We start from the raw sequence: 18540 nt of genomic DNA on the forward strand, positions 1-18540 counted from the left end.
GAGCACTGACCACCGTGCGCGGCTTCAGGCTGCGTCCTTTCAAGAACTGCATCGGGATCCTCCATGAGGTACGTGGTCTGAACGGGACAATGATCCCCTTGCGACCCTACTCCGCCGGGGAGGCTCAGTTGCGCTGGCCGCTGTTTCCCGTACTCGTTCACGGACCGTCCATGGCGCCGACCCTGCGACACGGGGACATGCTGCTCGTATACCGCGGCGGCCGGCCGGTGCGGCCCGGCGACGTGGTGGTCGCGCGCTTCCGGTCCCGGCCCGGCCTGCTGGTCGTCAAGCGCGTCGAGCGGGCCCAGGACGGCGGCTGGTGGCTGCGCGGCGACAACGGACTGGTCACCGACGACTCGCGGGCGTACGGCGTGGCCGACGTGCTCGGCCGGGTGCTGTGCCGGTACTGGCCGCACCCGGCCACGATGCGCGGCCGCCGTCCGGCATGAGTGACGAACCGTGAACCGGACAGCGTCCCCACCAGGTGTGAAATGGTCCACGACCGGCGGCCCCGCTCATTGATCAAGTGTGGGCCCGGGTCTAGACTCCTGACCTCGGGAGAACCCCGTGACCTCGCCGCGCCGTGTCAACGCTGACCCGTCGTTGAACCGACCCGGCTCGTGTGCGTTGTCATCGTGGGAGTTCAAAGTGGATCATCCAGCATTCGAGCGGCATCGCGGCGGCAAGATGGCCGTCGCCAGTACGGTGCCCCTGAGTACCCGAGAAGACCTCTCCCTCGCCTACACACCCGGCGTCGCGCTGGTGTGCGAGGCGATCGCGGAGAACCCGGCCCTGATGGACGACTACACCTGGGTCGGGCACACCGTCGCGGTGGTGACCGACGGCTCGGCGGTGCTCGGCCTGGGCAACATCGGCCCGCGCGCGGCGATGCCCGTGATGGAGGGCAAGGCGGTCCTGTTCAAGCAGTTCGGCGGGGTGGACGCGGTGCCGGTGTGCCTCGACACCCAGGACCCGGACGAGATCGTGTCGATCGTCAAGGCGCTCGCGCCCAGCTTCGGCGGGATCAACCTGGAGGACATCGCCGCGCCGCGCTGCTTCGAGATCGAGCGGCGGCTGGTCGAGGCGCTGGACATCCCGGTGTTCCACGACGACCAGCACGGCACCGCGGTGGTCGTGTTCGCTGCGCTGCGCAACGCGGCGACGCTGCTCGACCGCAAGCTGTGCGACCTGCGCGTGGTGGTCTCCGGCGCCGGTGCGGCCGGGGTCGCGGTCACCAAGATGCTGATCGCGGGCGGCGTCGAGGCGTCCGCGGTGATCGTGTGCGACTCGCGCGGCGCGATCCACGTGGGCCGGGCCGACCTGGTGCCCGGCTCGGCCAAGGCGGAACTGGCGGAGCGCACCAACGCGGCCGGGGTCAGCGGCGGCATCGAGGCGGCGCTGGACGGCGCGGACGTGCTCATCGGCGTCTCCGGCGGGCAGATCCCGGAGCAGGCGGTGGCCCGGATGGCCCCCGGCGGGATGATCTTCGCGCTGGCCAACCCGACGCCCGAGGTGCACCCGGACGTGGCCGGCCGGTACGCCGCGGTGGTGGCGACGGGCCGCAGCGACTTCCCGAACCAGATCAACAACGTGCTCGCCTTCCCGGGCATCTTCCGCGGCGCGCTGGAGGCCCGCGCGACCCGGATCACCGAGGGCATGAAGCTGGCCGCCGCGACCGCCATCGCCGACGTGGTCGCCGCCGAGCTCTCCGCCGAGGCCGTCGTGCCCAGCGCGCTCGACCCGCGGGTGGCCCCCGCCGTAGCGGCCGCCGTGGCCGACGCCGCGCGCCGCGAGGGCGTGGTACGCGCCTGACCGGCCCTGCGGGGCCGTCGGGCCCCGCTGACGCCGCCACCGCGGCCGAGCCGGGGCCCGACCCCCGTCCCGCACCACGGGCCGCGCAGAGCCCTTCCCGCACCCCCGCAGCAGATCTCCCGGGCATCCCTGTGCCCCGAGCCGCTACAGCGACCCCGAGCCGCGATGGCGGGCCGGGAGCCGCTATGGCATGACCGAGCCGCGACGGCAGACGAGCAGCGACGGCGGGCCGGCCGCGGGGACCGGTGTGACGCGTTACTCCTTAACGGACCCTCAGGGTGCTCTGGGCCGGGGCCGGAGCGGCTGTTAGCGTCGGGGTCATGCGCGCCGTCTACGCCGAGTCGATCAATCCGGACAACCCGCTGGCGGGCCTCGTGGTGGGCGAGCGGCCCGAGCCGCAGGCCGCCGAGGGCTGGACCACCGTACGCGTGATGGCCAGCGCGCTGAACCACCACGACCTGTGGTCGCTGCGCGGTGTGGGGCTGTCCGCCGAGCAGCTGCCGATGATCCTGGGCTGCGACGCCGCCGGCGTCGACGAGGACGGCAACGAGGTCGTCGTGCACGCGGTGGTCGGCGACCCGGCGGCCGGGGACGGCGACGAGACGCTCGACCCGAAGCGCTCGCTGCTGTCCGAGCGCCACCAGGGCACCCTCGCCGACCTGGTGACCGTGCCGCGGCGCAACCTGGTGCCCAAACCGGAGGGCATGACCTGGACGGACGCGGCGTGCCTGCCGACGGCGTGGCTGACGGCGTACCGCATGCTCACCACCCGTGGGCGGCTGCGCGAGGGCGGCAGCGTGCTGGTGCAGGGCGCGGGCGGCGGGGTGGCCACGGCGGCGATCGTGCTGGCCGGGGCGCTCGGCGCGCGGGTGTACGCGACCAGCCGGGACGCCGCCAAGCGGGAGAACGCCGCCGGGCTGGGCGCGACCGTGCTGGCCCCCGGCGAGCGGCTGCCCGAGCGGGTCGACGTGGTCGTCGAGACCGTCGGCGAGGCGACCTTCGACCACTCCGTGAAGAGCACGAAGCCGGGCGGCCGGATCGTGGTGTCCGGCTCGACCTCCGGGCACCTGGCCACGGTGGACCTCCGCCGGATCTTCTTCCTGCAGCAGGAGGTCGTCGGCTCGACCATGGGCACCCGCGACGAGCTGGCGGCGCTGCTGGAGCTGATGGCGGCCCGGAAGATCGCGCCGGTGGTGGACACCGTCTTCGACTTCGCCGACGCCCGCGGGGCCTTCGAGCGGCTGGCCGCGGGCGCGGGCTTCGGCAAGATCGTGCTCGACCACCAGGGCTGAGCCGGGTCAGACCCGCGGAGCCGCCGCCGGCTCCGCGGTGGTCTCCGCCAGGCCGCCCCACAGGTCACGGCAGACGTAACTCAGGTCGGCGTGGATCCAGCGGCCGTCGTTGTCGCGCAGCACCGGACGTGAGCAGTGCCGGCACGGCGAGACCCGGGGGTACGCCGCCCGGCCGCTCGCGCCCGCACCGATGGAACCCGTACGCGTGGTCGGTTCGTGCACGCACCCTCCCCGGACTCGGTTGTCGACCGTTTCGTTCATCGACATTGTCGATGATGGTCTGTCCGATCAGGATGCGCAAGTCGTGCTGCTCAGGCGGCCCGCCACTCGTGCGCCAGCATCGACCAGAACTCGCTGTCGTAGCGCTTGCCGCGGTACGGGTAGGACTCGCGCAGCACGCCCTCCCTGGTCATGCCCAGCCGGGCCGCCACGGCCAGGCTGCGTACGTTGTCCGGCCGGGTCACCCACTGCACCCGGCTCAGGCCGCGCTCGTGGAACGCCCAGTCCAGCATCGCCCGGCACGCCCGGGTGACGAGTCCCCGGCCCTGGGCGGCCGGCTCCAGCCATACCCCGATCTCGCCGTTGCCCGCCTCGGCGTCGACGCCGAACAGCATCGTGCCGCCCACCAGCGTGCCGTCCAGCCAGATGCCGACGATCCGGCCGGTGCCGGCGGCCTGCAGGTCGGCGTAGCGCTGCAGGGTGGCGCGGGCCGAGTCCAGATCGGTGGAGCGGCTCGCGAACGGGATCCACGGGTCGACGTCGTCCCGCGCGCGGTCCATGTGGGCCAGGAACTCCTCGGCCTTCCACGGCTCCAGCGGCCGGAGCTCCGCGCCGTCGCCGAGGGGAAAGGTGAACATGCCGGTCCTCTTTCACTTGCGATGATCACGACGGTGGCCATTGTGCCCCATTCGAGGTTCCGGCGAACCAGTCCGAAACGGTTTCAAACGGGGCTAGTCTGGCGTCGGATCGTGATCGATCGCAGACACGGGGGGACTGATGAGCGAGCCGCAGGACAAGGAAGGCCGCCTGGAGAACCTGGAACATGAAGCCGCGGGCTTCATGAACCCGTTCAAGTGGGGCAAGAAGAAGAAGGAAGAGGAGGAGGCGAAGAAGGCGCAGGAAGCGCAGGCGCAGGCCCAGACGCAAGCGCAGGCCCAAGCCGCTCCTCCGCAGACCCCGGCCGCGCCGCCACCTGCCGCGCCGTCGGTCACCGAACCCGCGGCCGCCGCGCCCAAGCCCTCGCCTCCGCCCTCCGGCGCGCCCAAGCCCGCTGCTCCTGCCGCCGCCACGACGACCAAGGCGGCGCCCGCGCCCAAGGCCGAGCGCACGTACAAGGTGAAGTCCGGCGACACGCTGTGGGACATCGCCGCCCAGTACTACGGCGACGGCCGCCAGTACATGAAGATCGCGAAGGCGAACAACATCGCCAACCCGAACCTGATCAACGTGGGTGTGGTCCTGAAGATCCCGGAGTGACGGCTCGTGTCACGCGGCGGCGGGCCGACAGGTCCGCCGCCGCTGTCGTCGCTCAGCGGGCCAGCAGTTCCGCGGTCTGGTTGGCGATCTCGAGTTCCTCGTCGGTCGGCACGACACAGACGGCCGGGCTCGCGCCGTCGGGGGAGATCAGCCGCTCGCCCCGCTCGGCCGCGTCGTTGCGCGCCGGGTCCACCACGATGCCCAGCGCGTCCAGCCCGGACAGCGCCGCCGCCCGCACCGGGGCGGCGTTCTCGCCCACCCCCGCCGTGAACGTGATCGCGTCGACCCGGCCCAGCAGCGCGTAGTACGCGCCGACGTACATCTTGATGCGGTCGCAGTACACGTCGAAGGCCAGCGCGGCCGCCTCGTCGCCCTCGGCGCGCCGGCGCAGCACCTCGCGCATGTCGTTGTCGCCGCACAGGCCCTTGAGGCCGCTGCGCTGGTTCAGCAGGTCGTCGATGGCGTCGAAGGACATGCCGGCGACGCGGTGCAGGTGGAACACCACCGCGGGGTCGATGTTGCCGCTGCGGCTGCCCATCACCAGGCCCTCCAGCGGGCTCAGGCCCATGCTGGTGGCGTTGCTGCGCCCACCCCGCACCGCGCACGCGCTGGCCCCGTTGCCCAGGTGCAGCGTGATCACGTTGGTCTCGGCCGGGTCCCGGCCGAGCAGCTCGGCGGTCCGGTGCGCGACGTACTCGTGGGACGTGCCGTGGAAGCCGTAGCGGGCGATCCCGTTCTCCTGCGCCACCTCGACGTCGATGGCGTACATCGCCTGCGCCGGCGGGATGGTCCGGTGGAACGCGGTGTCGAACACGGCGACCTGCGGCACCCCGGGCAGCATCTCGCGGGCGATCCGGATGCCCTCCAGGTTCACCGGGTTGTGCAGCGGGGCCAGCGGGACCAGCCGGGTGACCTCCTCCAGCACCGCGTCGTCGACCAGCGTCGGCGCGGTGAAGCGCAGGCCGCCGTGCACCACCCGGTGCCCGACCGCGTCCACGTCGGACACGTCGGCGCTGAAGAGAACCTCGCGTACCGCCTGGGCGCAGTCGGTGACCCGCTCGATCAGCCCGCCGTCGACGGACTTGCCGTCGGTGTACAGGCCCCACTTCACCGAGGCCGAGCCGCAGTTGAGCACCAGGATCTTCATGAAACCACCTGAGACTGGATGGCCGTGATGGCGACGGTCGAGATGATGTCGCGCACGGTCGCGCCGCGGGACAGGTCGTTGACGGGCTTGCGCAGGCCCTGCATCACCGGGCCCACCGCGACCGCGCCCGCCGAGCGCTGCACCGCCTTGTACGTGTTGTTGCCGGTGTTCAGGTCCGGGAAGATCAGCACGGTGGCCCGCCCGGCCACCTCGCTGCCCGGCAGCTTGGTCGCTGCGACGCTCGGATCGACCGCCGCGTCGTACTGGATCGGGCCCTCCACCGGCAGGTCCGGGCGCCGTTCGCGGACCAGCTTGGTGGCCAGCGCCACCTTGTCCACCTCGGCGCCCTGCCCGGAGCCGCCGGTCGAGTACGACAGCATGGCCACCCGTGGCTCCACCCCGAACCGGGCCGCCGTCTCCGCAGACGACAGCGCGATGTCGGCGAGCTGCTCCGGCGTCGGATCCGGGTTGATCGCGCAGTCGCCGTACACCAGCACGTGGTCGGCCAGGCACATGAAGAACACGCTGGACGCGACGCCCACCCCGGGCTGGGTCTTGATGATCTCGAAGGCGGGCCGGATGGTGTCCGCGGTCGGGTGCACCGCGCCGGAGACCATCGCGTCGGCCCGTCCGGTGTGCACCATCATGGTGCCGAAGTAGTTCACGTTGGTCATCAGGTCGTACGCGATGTCGCGGGTCATGCCCTTGTGCGCACGCATCCGGGCGTACTCGGTCGCGAACTCCGAGCGCCAGCGGGCGTCGGCCGGGTTGACCAGCCGGGCGTCGCCCAGGTCCAGGCCCAGCTCGCGGGCCCGCTGCTCGATCTCGTCCACCGGGCCGAGCAGGGTCAGGTCGCACACGCCGCGGCGGCTGAGCGCCTCGGCGGCCCGCAGGATGCGCTCCTCGACGCCTTCCGGCAGCACCACGTGGCGGCGGTCCGCGCGGGCGCGCTCGATCAGCTCGTACTCGAACATCAGCGGGGTGACCCGGTCCGGCCGGCTCAGGTCCAGCCGCCCCGCCAGCTCGATCGAGTCCACGTGCGACTCGAACAGGCCCAGCGCCGCGTCCACCTTGCGCTGGTTGTCGCCGCGCAGCCGTCCTTCCAGCCCGGTCAGCGCGGCCACCGTGTCGTAGCTGTCCGAGGGCACCGTGAAGATCGGCAGCTCCACCCGGAACCGGCTCACCAGCGCCACCACCCGCGGATCGGGCTCCACACCCAACGTCAGCAGCAGCCCCGACACCGCCGCCTGGCCGCCCAGGTGCGCGGCGAACGTCGCCACGATCAGGTCGGCCCGATCGCCGGGTGTCACGACCAGGCAGTTGTCCCGCAGGTGCTCCAGGAACGTCGGCACCGAGGCTGCACCGACCACGGCGCTGACCACGTCCCGGGCCATCGCGCCCGGGGTCGCGCCGTGCACCGGGTTCGCGTGCAGCGCGGCGGCCACCTCGGCGACCGTCGGCGCGGCGATCGCCGGCAACTGGGGGATCGCGTACACCGGCACGGGCAGCAGCGGCAGCCGCGAGTCCGCGCCCGGGGCCACCCGGTTGGCGATCACGGCCAGCACCGGCAGCTCGTCGCAGGCGTAGTACGCGGCGCGCACGGCGTCCGCGATGTCCCCGGAGTCCCGCCGGTGCCCGTTGACCACCGGCAGCACCGAGGCCCCCAGCTCACCAGCGATACGCAGGTTGAGCTGCAGCTCCTCGGGCAGGGCGGGCTCGTCGTGGCCCTCGCCCAGCGTGCGGCCGAAGTCGGTGCCCACGATGATCACGGCGTCGCAGGAGCGCTCCAGCGCGTGGTAGTGCTCCAGGATCTCGCCGACCAGGTCGTCCGCCCGGTGCGCGCCCAGCAGCTCCGACGCGTGCTGGTAGCTCGGCCCGGCCGCGCCGACCGTGCCGTAGCGGCTGCGCAGCAGCGCCACCACCGGGTCGGTCTCACCGTCGTCGCGGGTGAGCGGGCGGAACACGCCCAGCCTGCGCACCCGTCTGCTGAGCAGTTCCGCGAGGCCCAGAGCCACGGCGGACTTGCCGCCGCCCGCCTCGACGCCGGTCACATATACGCCACGAGCCACAGTCATACCGTACGGCGTGGCTGTGGCTCGACGTGTGTTACCCGGCCTATCGGGTGATCTACTCGTCGTCCTCGTCGAGGCGGGCGAGCCAGGTGGCGAAGCGCTCGACGGGGGTCTCGAACTCGGGGTTCAGGTCGATGAAGTCGCGCAGGCGCTCGGCCAGCCACTCCAGGGTGACCTGCTCGTCGCCCCGGCGCTCGACCAGCTCCTCGATACCGCGGTCGGTGAAGTACATGGCAGTCCTTAAGGAGAAGCCGCCGTCCCCGCCCCGCGCCTGCGGGCCGGGGACGGCGGTCATCGTCTTGTTCAGGAGCGGGGCAGCGCCGCCTCCAGCAGCGCGGCCTGCTCGACGTCGTGCAGCTTGGTGGAGCCCACGGCCGGGGCCGCGGCAGCCGGGCGGGAGATGCGGCGCATGCGCACCCCGTCCAGGTGCTCCAGCAGGTTCAGGGCGACGAACGACCAGGCGCCCTGGTTGGCCGGCTCCTCCTGCACCCAGCAGAAATCCTCGGCGCCGGCGTACTTGGCCAGCTCCGCCTTCAGCTCCTCCACCGGCAGCGGGTAGAGCTGCTCCAGGCGGATGATCGCGGTGTCGGTGACGCCGCGCTCCTGCCGCGCCTGGACCAGGTCGTAGTAGACCTTGCCCGAGCACAGCAGCACCCGCTTGACCTGCGCCGCGTCGAGCTGCGCGGTCTCGCCCAGCACCGGCTGGAAGGTGCCCTCGGTGAAGTCGGCGACCGACGACACCGCGAGGCGGTGGCGCAGCAGCGACTTCGGCGTGAACACGACCAGCGGCTTGCGCTTGCTCGACAGCGCCTGGCGGCGCAGCAGGTGGAAGTGGCTGGCCGGGGTCGACGGGATGGCGACGCGCATGTTGTCCTCGGCGGCCAGCTGCAGCCAGCGCTCCGGGCGGCCCGAGGTGTGGTCGGGGCCCTGGCCCTCGTGGCCGTGCGGCAGCAGGATCGCGAGGCTGGACTGCTGGCCCCACTTGACCTCGCCCGAGCTGATGAACTCGTCGATCACCGACTGGGCGCCGTTGACGAAGTCGCCGAACTGCGCCTCCCACAGCACCAGCGCGGACGGGTCCTCGACCGAGTAGCCGTACTCGAAGCCGAGCGCGGCGTACTCGCTGAGCAGGGAGTCCTGCACATGGAAGCGGGCGTCGTCGGCGGCCACCGCGGTGGCCGGCAGGAAGTCGCCGCCGGTCTGCGCGTCCACGATCGCCGCGTGCCGCTGCACGAACGTGCCGCGGCGCGAGTCCTGGCCGGACAGGCGCACGGTCACGCCCTGGGCCAGCAGCGAGGCGAACGCGATGATCTCGCCGAAGCCCCAGTCGATGTCGCCCTCGACGGCCATCTTCGCCCGCTTGTCCAGCAGCTGCTGGATGCGCTTGTGCGGGGTGAAGCCCTCCGGCAGCGCGGTGTGCGCCTCGCCGATGCGGCGGACCAGGTCGGTCGGGATCGCGGTGGCCACGGCCGGCTCCGGCAGCACCTCGCGGGCCCGGGTCAGCCTGCTGGACACCCCGGCGACCGCGTCGCGGGTGGCCTTGAAGACCGTCTCCAGCTGCGTCTGGTAGTCGCGCAGCGCCTCCTCGGCCTGCTCGACGGTGATGTCGCCGCGGCCGATCAGCTCCTCGGTGTACAGCTTCCGCACCGAGCGCTTGGCGTCGATGATCTGGTACATCAGCGGGTTGGTCATCGACGGGTCGTCGCCCTCGTTGTGCCCCCGGCGGCGGTAGCAGACCAGGTCGATCACGACGTCCTTGTTGAACGCCTGGCGGTACTCGAACGCCAGCCGCGCCACCCGGACGACCGATTCGGGGTCGTCGCCGTTGACGTGGAAGATCGGCGCCTGGATCATGCGCGCGACGTCGGTGCTGTACAGCGACGAGCGGCTGTACTCCGGGGCGGTGGTGAAGCCGACCTGGTTGTTGACGACCACGTGCACGGAGCCGCCGGTGCGGTAGCCGCGCAGCTGCGACAGGTTCAGGGTCTCGGCGACCACGCCCTGGCCGGCGAACGCGGCGTCGCCGTGCACCAGCAGCGGCAGCACGGTGTAGCCGTGCAGGCCCAGGTCGAGGCGGTCCTGCTTGGCCCGGACGATGCCCTCCAGCACCGGGTCCACGGCCTCCAGGTGCGAGGGGTTGGCGGCCAGCGACACGGTGGTCGAGAACTGCCCGTCCGGCGAGGTGAACTTGCCGGTCATGCCCAGGTGATACTTCACGTCGCCGGAGCCCTGCGCGGTCTTCGGGTCGAGGTGGCCCTCGAACTCGCCGAAGATCTTCTCGTACGGCTTGCCGACGATGTTGGCGAGCACGTTGAGCCGGCCGCGGTGGGCCATGCCGATGACGACCTCGTCCAGGCCGCCCTCGGCGGAGGCCTGCAGGATCTCGTCCAGCAGCGGGATCAGCGACTCGCCGCCCTCCAGCGAGAACCGCTTCTGGCCGACGTACTTGGTCTGCAGGAAGGTCTCGAACGCCTCGGCGGCGTTGAGCCGGCCCAGGACGTGCTGCTGCTCCTCCGAGCTGGGCTTGGTGTACTTGCGCTCGACCCGCTGCTGGATCCAGCGGCGCTCCTCCGGGTCGGTGATGTGCATGTACTCCACGCCGACGCGGCGGCAGTAGGAGTCGCGCAGCACGCCCAGGATGTCGCGCAGCTTCATCACGTCCTTGCCGGCGAAGCCGCCGACCGGGAACGTGCGGTCCAGGTCCCACAGGGTCAGGTCGTGCTGGCGCACGTCCAGGTCCGGGTGCTTGCGGATGGTGAACTCCAGCGGGTCGGTGTCGGCCATCAGGTGGCCCCGGACCCGGTAGGAGTGGATCAGCTCGATGACCCGCGCGGCCTTGTCGATCTGGCCCTCGGAGGTGTGCGCGATGTCGCGCACCCAGCGGACCGGCTCGTACGGGATGCGCAGCGCGGTGAAGATCTCGTCGTAGAAGCCGTGCTCGCCGAGCAGCAGCTCGTGCATGACCTTGAGAAACTCGCCGGACTGCGCGCCCTGGATGACCCGGTGGTCGTAGGTGCTGGTCAGCGAGATGATCTTGCTGACGGCCATGTCGGCCAGCTGCGACTCGCTCATGCCCGAGAACGGGGCCGGGTACTCCATCGCGCCGACGCCGATGATGGCGCTCTGGCCCTGCATCAGGCGCGGGATCGAGTGCACCGTGCCGATGCCGCCGGGGTTGGTCAGCGAGGTCGTGGTGCCGCTGTAGTCGTCCATGGTCAGCTCGTTCTTGCGAGCCCGGCGCACCACGTCCTCGTACGCCTGCCAGAACTGGCGGAAGTCCATCTGCTCGCAGCCCTTGATGGACGGCACCACCAGGTTGCGCGTGCCGTCGGGCTTGGCCAGGTCGATGGCGATGCCGAGGTTGACGTGCTCCGGCTTGACCAGCGACGGCTTGCCGTTGACCACGGCGAAGTGGTTGTTCATCTCGGGGTGCATGCCGATGGCGCGCACCATCGCGTACCCGATGAGGTGGGTGAAGCTGACCTTGCCACCGCGACCGCGGGTCAGGTGGTTGTTGATCACGATGCGGTTGTCGGAGATCAGCTTCGCCGGCACGGCGCGCACGCTCGTGGCGGTCGGCACCTCCAGCGAGGCGTCCATGTTCTCGACGATCTTGGCGGCGATGCCGCGCAGCGGCGTCACCTGCGCGCCCGCGGGCGTGGCCTTCTCGACGGGCTTGGCCTGCGCCGGGGCCGCCTTGGCGGCGGCCGGGGCGGCCTGCGCCGCAGCAGCGGCGGGAGCCGCGGCCGCGGGCTGTGCCGCGGCGGGGGCGGGCTGCGCCGGAGCGGCCGGCTGGGCCGGCGCGGCGGCCTTCGCGGGGGCGGCCGGCTTCGCGGCGGCCGGGGCGCTGTCCGCCGGCTTGTAGTCGGCGAAGAAGTCGTGCCACGCCGGGTCGACGCTGGTCGGGTCGGCGAGGTACCGCTGGTACATCTCCTCCACGATCCACTCGTTCGGACCGAAGCTCGCCAGTGGGTTGTCCTGAACTGAGCGGCCAGTCGGGCCGGTGCCCGACGTGTGCTGGGTCGACACGGGTTCTTTCGCCTCTTCCGCACGTCTTTAACGAGTACTCAGAAAACCGGCTCCCAGGCTACGCGGTGCGCTGTGGGGCGGCACTCGCGGCACGGCTCCGTGTCGCATGACACACGCCGTCGTGTCCGCGACAGTACGCCCGGGGCGAAACCGCAGCTCGGACGTGACCCGGGGCACAGCCAGGCCGTACGGCGACCTCACCTACGGTGAGCGGACCGCCTCAGCCGGCCACCGCGATCCAGGTCGCCTCGGCCCGTGCCAGCAGGGCCCCGTCCGGGGCGTAGAGCGACGAGCGGACCAGCGCCTTGCGGCCCTCCCGGCGTACCGGCTGCCCGACGACCACGCACTCGTCGTCGGACTCCGGCAGCCCGTCCACCGCCACGGCGTACCGGCCGAGCACGAACGCCTGGTCCCGGTCGATGACCGCCCAGCCGCCGGGGCAGTCCAGCGCCGCCCACACCACCGTCGGCGAGACCTCGGGCGGCACCACGAAGGTGGCCGCCGTCCGGCCGTCGGCCAGCCGCCCCGGGAAGATGCGCAGCCCGTCCGCCCGCAGCGGCCCGCAGACGAAACAGGTCGGGAACGGGTGGTCGGTGTGCCCGGCGTAGCGGCCCGACGCGGCGAGGGCCTCGGTGCGGCTCACCGGCGGCACGGCCGGGATGTCGTCGGCGCGGCGCACCGCCGAGGCGATCAGCGCGCCGTCCGGGTCGGCCACCGCCCAGCCGTCGTCCGTCGCGGCGACCGCCAGCGGCGTGTCCAGCGGGGGCGGCTTGCGCAAGGTGATCTCGATCAGCCCGTCGCCCGCGCCGACAGCCCCCGCGACCAGGCCACTCGTCCAGCCGCCGTTGCCGGAGCCGGGCGGGCCGTTGTGCCGGGCGTCGATCACCAGGGAGGTCATGCCTCCAAGCCTCTCACTCTTCATGTGCCGGTCATCCAGCACGGGCCCAGGTGTCAAGCAGGGCTTCTACACAGGGCACATGACAACGATGTTGCTCACCGCCGCCCCCACCGGCTACTCCGCGCTGATCGCCGGGGACGCGGCCACGGTCGAGGCGGCCCAGCGGCTGCGCTACCGCGTCTTCGCCGAGGAGATGGGCGCCCAGCTTCCCGACACGGGGGGCCTGGACGTCGACGAGTACGACGCGTACTGCGATCACCTGGTGGTGCGGGAGGACCGCACCGGGGAGATCGTCGGCACGTACCGGCTGCTGCCCCCGCAGCGGGCCATCTGGCTGGGCCGCCGGTACGGCGACAGCGAGTTCGACCTGAGCGCGCTCACCGTGCTGCGCGACCAGCTGGTCGAGGCGGGACGCAGCTGCGTGCACCCCGACCATCGCACCGGCGCCGTGATCAACCTGATGTGGGCCGGCATCGCCAAGTACCTCGACCGGATGGGGCACCGCTGGCTCAGCGGCTGCGCCTCGGTGCCGCTGGCCGACGGGGGCGCGCAGGCGTCGCAGGTGTGGGACCTGGTGTCCCGCAAGCACCTGTCCCCGCCGCAGCTGCGCGTGCTGCCGCGTACCCCCTGGCAGGCGCAGCCCGTCGGGCGGCCCGCGACCATCGCCGCCGCGCCGCCGCTGCTGCGCGGCTACCTGCGGCTGGGCGCCTGGGTTGCCGGCGCGCCCGCGTACGACCCGTCCTTCGGCGTGGCCGACTTCTACGTGCTGCTCGGTGTGGACCGGATCGACCCGCGCTACCTCAAGCACTTCCTGGCCGCGTGAGCGGCTCGCGACAGGGGTGAGCACAGTGCGAGCGATGAGAACCGCGCCCCGGGCGGCGATCGCGCCGACCGCACCGGCGCAGGTCCGCCCGGCCGCGCCGCCGCGGATTCCGTTCGACCAGCTCTGGCGGCCGTACGCGGACTGCGGCCGCCAGTGCGGGTGCGACGGGGGGCCGCAGGTCGGCCGGGCGCGCCGGGTGCTGCGGACCGTGGCGGGCGGGCTGGTGCTGCTGCTCGGGGTGCTGCTGCCGTGGCGGCCCGACCTGATGGCCCGCGCGCTGCTGCGGGCTCTGGGCATCCGGCTGCGGGTGACCGGGCCGGCGGTCGTGCCCGGCACGCTGCTGGTCGGCAACCACGTGTCCTGGCTGGACATCGTGGTGATGACGGCGCTGAGCCGTCGCGCCGGAGGGCTGCGCATGGTGGCCAAGACCGAGGTCGCCACCTGGCCGGTGATCGGGCGGATCGCCCGGCGGCAGCGGACGATCTTCGTGGACCGGGCCAGGCCGCGGGCACTGCCGGACACGGTGACCCAGGTCACCGCCGCGTTGCGGGCGGGGCAGGCGGTGCAGGTGTTCCCCGAGGGGACGACCACCTGCGGGCCGCACCCGGTGCCGTGGCGGGCGGCGTTCCTGCAGGCCGCCATCGACGCGGGCGCGCCGGTGCAGACGTTCACGCTGCGCTACGCCCATCCGGCGGCGGGTTTCGTCGGCGACGACAGCCTGGTGGTATCGCTGCGCCGGGTGCTCGCCGCGCGCGGCCTGTCCGCGGCCGTGCTGCTGGCCGCGCCGCGACCGGCCGACGCGCCCCGCCGCGAGCTGGCCGCCCGCCTCTCGCACGCCGACCTGCCCATGTCCTGAGGTCCGAATTCAGCTGATTCGCCGGAATCTGTCGTTCAATTCACAGGAAGCGTTCAGGCTATCCACAGCGCCGGGCGAGCGACCCGGCGCAGGATGGAGAACATGCCTGAGGCGAATCTGCTCGTGGTGGAGGATGACCCGAACATCCTGGAGCTGCTGTCGGCCAGCCTGCGTTTCGCGGGCTTCGAGGTCAAGGCGGTGGGCGACGGGGCGACCGCGCTCGACGCCGCCGCGAAGGCGCGGCCCGACCTCGTCGTGCTCGACGTGATGCTGCCGGACCTGGACGGCTTCGAGGTGATCAAACAGCTGCGCCAGGACCGCGGCCGCGTGCCGGTGGTGTTCCTGACCGCGCGCGACGCCACCGACGACAAGATCCGCGGGCTGACCCTGGGCGGCGACGACTACGTCACCAAGCCGTTCAGCCTGGAGGAGCTGACCGCCCGCATCCGCGCGGTGCTGCGGCGCACCAACGGCGAGACCGGCACTCCCCGGCTCACCTTCGCCGACCTGGAGCTGGACGAGGAGACGCACGAGGTGCGCCGGGCGGGCAACCTGGTGCAGCTGTCGCCGACCGAGTTCAAGCTGCTGCGCTACCTGATGCTCAACCCCAACCGGGTGCTGTCCAAGGCGCAGATCCTCGACCACGTGTGGAACTACGACTTCCGGGGCGACGACAACATCGTCGAGTCCTACATCTCGTACCTGCGCCGCAAGGTCGACAACGTCTCGCCCCGGCTCATCCAGACCCTGCGCGGCGTCGGCTACGTGCTGCGCAAGCCGACGTCGTGAGGCTGCGCCGGCCGACCCAGGACCAGCCGCTTCGGGTAAAGCTCGTCGCGTACACCATGCTGCTGCTGGTCCTGGCGATCGTGCTGATCGGCGTGGCCAGCCACATGGCGATGCGCCGCTACCTCACCGACCGCCTCGACGGCGACCTCGACGGCGCCATGACGGTGCTGAAGGACGAGGTGTCCAAGGTCTCCTTCCGGCCCGGCAACAGCACCACCGTCCTGCTGCCCAGCGATTTCATCATCGGCGGGGAGAAGGAGGGCGAGCTCGCGCCGGGCGAGGATCCCTGGGGCTTCTACGCGCCCTCCAACGTGACCAAGCAGGACCTGCCCAACCTGCCGCCGCCGGACGCGCTGCGCGGCCGGGTCGGTGAGTACCTCACAGTCCACGCGCGCGACGGCGCGCCCAACTGGCGGGTCCTCGTGGGAGACCTGAAGCTGGGTAACCGCACCGACGTGTTCCTGGTCGCGGAGCGGACCACCACCATCGACGCCGCGGTCCAGCGCCTGTTGTGGATCAACATCTACGGCGGCGCGGCCGTGCTCATCCTGGCCGCGATGATCGGCACCGAACTGGTACGGCGCAGCCTGCGGCCGCTCGCCGCGATCGAGAAGACAGCGCGGGCGATCGCCGGCGGCGACCTGACCCAGCGCGTGCCCGACCCCGAGGAGGGGTGCGTGACGCCCCGCACCGAGGTCGGCTCGCTGGCCCGCGCGCTCAACGCGATGCTGGCGCAGATCGAGACCGCGTTCACGGCCCGCGCCGCCTCCGAGACGTCGGCCCGTTCCGCCGAGTCCGCGGCCCGCGACGCCGCCGTGGCCGCGCAGGTCTCCGAGGGACGGGCGCGCCGGTCGGAGGAGAAGATGCGGCGCTTCGTCGCCGACGCCTCGCACGAGCTGCGTACGCCGCTGACGACCATCCGCGGCTTCGCCGAGCTGTACCGGCAGGGCGCGGCGCGCGAGCCGGAGGAGACCGCCGCACTGGTGAAGCGGATCGAGGACGAGTCCCGCCGGATGGGGCTGCTCGTGGACGACCTGCTGCTGCTGGCCCGGATGGACCAGGAGCGCCAGGTGCACCCCGCCCCGGTCGAGCTGCGGGTGCTGGCGGTGGAGGCGGTGCAGGCCGCGCGGGTGATGGGCCCGGACCGGGTGGTGGACCTGTCCGTCGCACCGGACGCCGGCCCGCTGGTGGTCGCCGGGGACGACGCCCGGCTGCGGCAGGTCATCGGCAACCTCATGAGCAACGCCCTGGCACACACGCCCCCGGGCACCCGCGTCGAGTTGCGGCTGCGCTCCGAGGCGGGGCAGGCTGTGCTGGAGGTGGCCGACGAAGGCCCCGGCCTCGACCCGGCCCAGCGGGACCGGGTGTTCGAGCGGTTCTTCCGCGCGGACGCCGCCCGGACCCGCCGGGCGAACGGCCACGTCAGCACCGGACTGGGCCTGGCCATCGTGGCCGCGCTGGTGGAGGCGCACCACGGCACGATCGAGGTCGACAGCGAGCCCGGCAAGGGCGCCGTGTTCCGGGTACGGGTGCCGCTCGTTGAGATCACCGACGATGCAGATGATCAGTTCGACAGCCCGTCGCAGCAGGTGGACGCCTGATGAAGCGCGCCTTCGACCCCGTGTTCGACCCGTGACCGGGCCCGACTCACAGACATTTTCCAGATCCAACCCAGAACAGACGCAGCGTCGCACGGAAGACTGAGGACATGAGCGAGTACGACAAGCCCCAGACCGCAGCGCAGCCGGCCGAGCCTGCCGCCGTACCCCCGCGTCCGGAGGCGACGGCCGGCTCCGTGCCGGCCACTCCTGCTCACGCGGCACCCGACGACACCGTGGTCACCCCGCCCCAGCCGGCCGCTCCGGCGCCCGGCCTGCCGGTCGAGCCCGCCCCGGCGACGTGGGCGCAGCCGGCCGCGGCGGCGGCCCCGGCGTCCGCGCAGCCGACCGGACCCCAGCCCCCGGCTGGACCGCAGCCGCCCGCGGCCGCCTACCCGGGCGCCGCGCAGGCCGGATACCAGCAGCAGGGATACCCGCAGTCCGCCCCGGCCTCCGCGCAGCCCAGCTCCGCCTACCCGGGTACCCCGTCGACCTACCCGACATCCGGTTACCCCGGCTCGGGATACCCCGCCTCCGGTTACCCGGCGTCGGGCCATCCCGCCGCGGGCTACCCGACGGGTTCCTACCCGACCGCCGGCCAGCCCGCGTGGACCCCGCCCGGCACGCCCGGCAAGAGCGTCGGCGGGACCATCGCCAAGGTGGCCCTCGGCTCGGTCGCCGCGGTGCTGCTCGCGCTCGGGTCCGGGGTGGCCGGCGCCGTCATCGCGACGAACTACGCCCAGGACGGCAAGATCACGGTGTCGTCCGGCAGCACCGCCGCCGCGCCCGTGGTCGACCGGTCCTCGCTGTCCGGCGTCGCCGCGGCGATCCAGCCCAGCGTGGTGAACATCAGCACCGGCTCGGGTGAGGGCTCGGGCATCATCCTCACCGAGGACGGCTACATCCTGACCAACAACCACGTGGTCGCCGGGGCCGAAGGCCGTGACGTCACGGTCACCCTGTCCAGCGGCAAGAAGGTGCCGGCCAAGATCGTGGGCACCGACCCGCGCACCGACCTCGGTGTGGTGAAGGCCAGCGCGACCGGCCTCAAGCCCGCCCCGTTCGGCAACAGCGACCAGGTCACCGTCGGTGACACCGCGCTGGCCATCGGCAGCCCGCTGGGCCTGCGCGGCTCGGTGACCGCCGGCATCATCAGCGCCCGCGACCGCACCATCTCGGTCGGCGAGGGCCGCTCCACCTCGCTGTCCGGCCTGCTGCAGACCGACGCCCCGATCAACCCGGGCAACTCCGGCGGCGCGCTGGTCAACACCAAGGGCGAGGTGATCGGCGTCAACACCGCCATCGCCACCAACGGCAGCAGCGACGGCAACATCGGCGTCGGATTCGCCATCCCGAGCAACAAGGCCAAGGGCATCGCCGAGCAGATCATGAACGGCAAGCCGGTCAGCCACCCGTACCTGGGCGTCTCCGTGACCGCCTCGGACACCGGCGGCGCCGCCATCAGCGCGGTGACCGAGAACAGCCCGGCCAACAAGGCGGGGCTGCAGAAGGGCGACATCATCAGCAAGTTCAACGGGAAAATCATCAACGACAGCGATGACCTGGTGTCTGCCGTCCAATCGGGCACCGTCGGGCAGCAGGTGACCGTCGAGTTCACCCGAAACGGCGAGGCAAAGACGGCAACTGTCACGCTCGGCGAAGCGTCCTAATAGCAGCGCACAGGATCTGTGCCTCCTCCCCACCCGGCGGCGGGTGGTGGTGACCATCGGGGTTGGTCACCACCACCC

General features: G+C 72.2%; 16 protein-coding genes. 9 read left to right on the top strand and 7 right to left on the bottom strand.

Annotated elements, in window-relative coordinates; translation table 11 throughout:
• The first annotated feature begins 89 nt into the window (after window positions 1–89).
• The 3 genes from Cco03nite_RS39450 to Cco03nite_RS39460 all read left to right on the top strand — a co-directional run bounded on the left by Cco03nite_RS39450 (window position 90) and on the right by Cco03nite_RS39460 (window position 3104).
• Window positions 90–449 (top strand): S24/S26 family peptidase, encoded by a 360-nt coding sequence (locus tag Cco03nite_RS39450; RefSeq protein ID WP_203699158.1) that lies wholly within the window; start codon window positions 90–92, stop codon window positions 447–449.
• A gap of 238 nt (window positions 450–687) precedes the next feature.
• Window positions 688–1812: an NAD(P)-dependent malic enzyme gene (locus Cco03nite_RS39455; protein ID WP_203699170.1), complete on the top strand. Its 1125-nt coding sequence runs from the start codon at window positions 688–690 to the stop codon at window positions 1810–1812.
• Window positions 1813–2132: 320 nt separating this feature from the next.
• A complete protein-coding gene (locus tag Cco03nite_RS39460) occupies window positions 2133–3104 on the top strand; it encodes a zinc-binding dehydrogenase (RefSeq protein WP_203699159.1) in 972 nt (323 codons plus the stop codon).
• A 6-nt stretch (window positions 3105–3110) separates the two neighbouring features.
• Here the strand turns inward: Cco03nite_RS39460 and Cco03nite_RS39465 are convergent, their stop codons facing one another.
• Both Cco03nite_RS39465 and Cco03nite_RS39470 read right to left on the bottom strand, forming a co-directional pair.
• Complete coding sequence (locus tag Cco03nite_RS39465) at window positions 3111–3326, bottom strand: hypothetical protein (RefSeq protein ID WP_239168033.1); 216 nt, start codon at window positions 3324–3326, stop codon at window positions 3111–3113.
• 89 nt (window positions 3327–3415) lie between these two features.
• Window positions 3416–3961: a GNAT family N-acetyltransferase gene (locus tag Cco03nite_RS39470; protein ID WP_203699160.1), complete on the bottom strand. Its 546-nt coding sequence runs from the start codon at window positions 3959–3961 to the stop codon at window positions 3416–3418.
• Window positions 3962–4100: 139 nt separating this feature from the next.
• Between Cco03nite_RS39470 and Cco03nite_RS39475 the strand changes: the two genes are divergently transcribed.
• Window positions 4101–4580 carry a LysM peptidoglycan-binding domain-containing protein gene (locus Cco03nite_RS39475; protein ID WP_203699161.1) on the top strand — a complete coding sequence of 160 codons (480 nt, stop codon included), beginning with the start codon at window positions 4101–4103 and terminating at the stop codon, window positions 4578–4580.
• Window positions 4581–4632: 52 nt separating this feature from the next.
• Here the strand turns inward: Cco03nite_RS39475 and Cco03nite_RS39480 are convergent, their stop codons facing one another.
• From Cco03nite_RS39480 to Cco03nite_RS39500, 5 genes are all read right to left on the bottom strand, one after another.
• Entirely contained in the window at window positions 4633–5727 is a 1095-nt protein-coding gene (locus Cco03nite_RS39480; protein ID WP_203699162.1) for an acetate kinase, read from the bottom strand.
• A complete protein-coding gene (gene pta / locus Cco03nite_RS39485; RefSeq protein ID WP_203699163.1) occupies window positions 5724–7802 on the bottom strand; it encodes a phosphate acetyltransferase in 2079 nt (692 codons plus the stop codon). Before pta ends, Cco03nite_RS39480 begins: the two co-directional genes overlap by 4 nt.
• A 52-nt stretch (window positions 7803–7854) precedes the next feature.
• Complete coding sequence (locus Cco03nite_RS39490; RefSeq protein WP_170213164.1) at window positions 7855–8031, bottom strand: DUF6104 family protein; 177 nt, start codon at window positions 8029–8031, stop codon at window positions 7855–7857.
• Window positions 8032–8102: 71 nt separating this feature from the next.
• Entirely contained in the window at window positions 8103–11828 is a 3726-nt protein-coding gene (locus Cco03nite_RS39495; protein WP_203699164.1) for a multifunctional oxoglutarate decarboxylase/oxoglutarate dehydrogenase thiamine pyrophosphate-binding subunit/dihydrolipoyllysine-residue succinyltransferase subunit, read from the bottom strand.
• A 220-nt stretch (window positions 11829–12048) separates the two neighbouring features.
• Window positions 12049–12726 (bottom strand): hotdog fold domain-containing protein, encoded by a 678-nt coding sequence (locus tag Cco03nite_RS39500; protein WP_203699165.1) that lies wholly within the window; start codon window positions 12724–12726, stop codon window positions 12049–12051.
• A 79-nt stretch (window positions 12727–12805) separates the two neighbouring features.
• On the opposite strand from Cco03nite_RS39500, the gene Cco03nite_RS39505 reads away from it, so the two are divergent.
• The 5 genes from Cco03nite_RS39505 (at window position 12806) to Cco03nite_RS39525 (ending at window position 18462) form a co-directional block, all read left to right on the top strand.
• A complete protein-coding gene (locus Cco03nite_RS39505) occupies window positions 12806–13549 on the top strand; it encodes a GNAT family N-acetyltransferase (RefSeq protein ID WP_203699166.1) in 744 nt (247 codons plus the stop codon).
• Window positions 13550–13583: 34 nt separating this feature from the next.
• A complete protein-coding gene (locus tag Cco03nite_RS39510; RefSeq protein WP_203699167.1) occupies window positions 13584–14405 on the top strand; it encodes a lysophospholipid acyltransferase family protein in 822 nt (273 codons plus the stop codon).
• 102 nt (window positions 14406–14507) lie between these two features.
• Window positions 14508–15194 (top strand): response regulator transcription factor, encoded by a 687-nt coding sequence (locus tag Cco03nite_RS39515; protein ID WP_373314440.1) that lies wholly within the window; start codon window positions 14508–14510, stop codon window positions 15192–15194.
• 56 nt (window positions 15195–15250) lie between these two features.
• Entirely contained in the window at window positions 15251–16795 is a 1545-nt protein-coding gene (locus tag Cco03nite_RS39520; protein WP_203699172.1) for a sensor histidine kinase, read from the top strand.
• A gap of 107 nt (window positions 16796–16902) precedes the next feature.
• Window positions 16903–18462: a S1C family serine protease gene (locus Cco03nite_RS39525; protein ID WP_203699169.1), complete on the top strand. Its 1560-nt coding sequence runs from the start codon at window positions 16903–16905 to the stop codon at window positions 18460–18462.
• Window positions 18463–18540: the final 78 nt, after the last annotated feature.

The sequence above is a fragment of the Catellatospora coxensis genome, assembly GCF_016862635.1.
Classification (GTDB): Bacteria; Actinomycetota; Actinomycetes; order Mycobacteriales; family Micromonosporaceae; genus Catellatospora; species Catellatospora coxensis.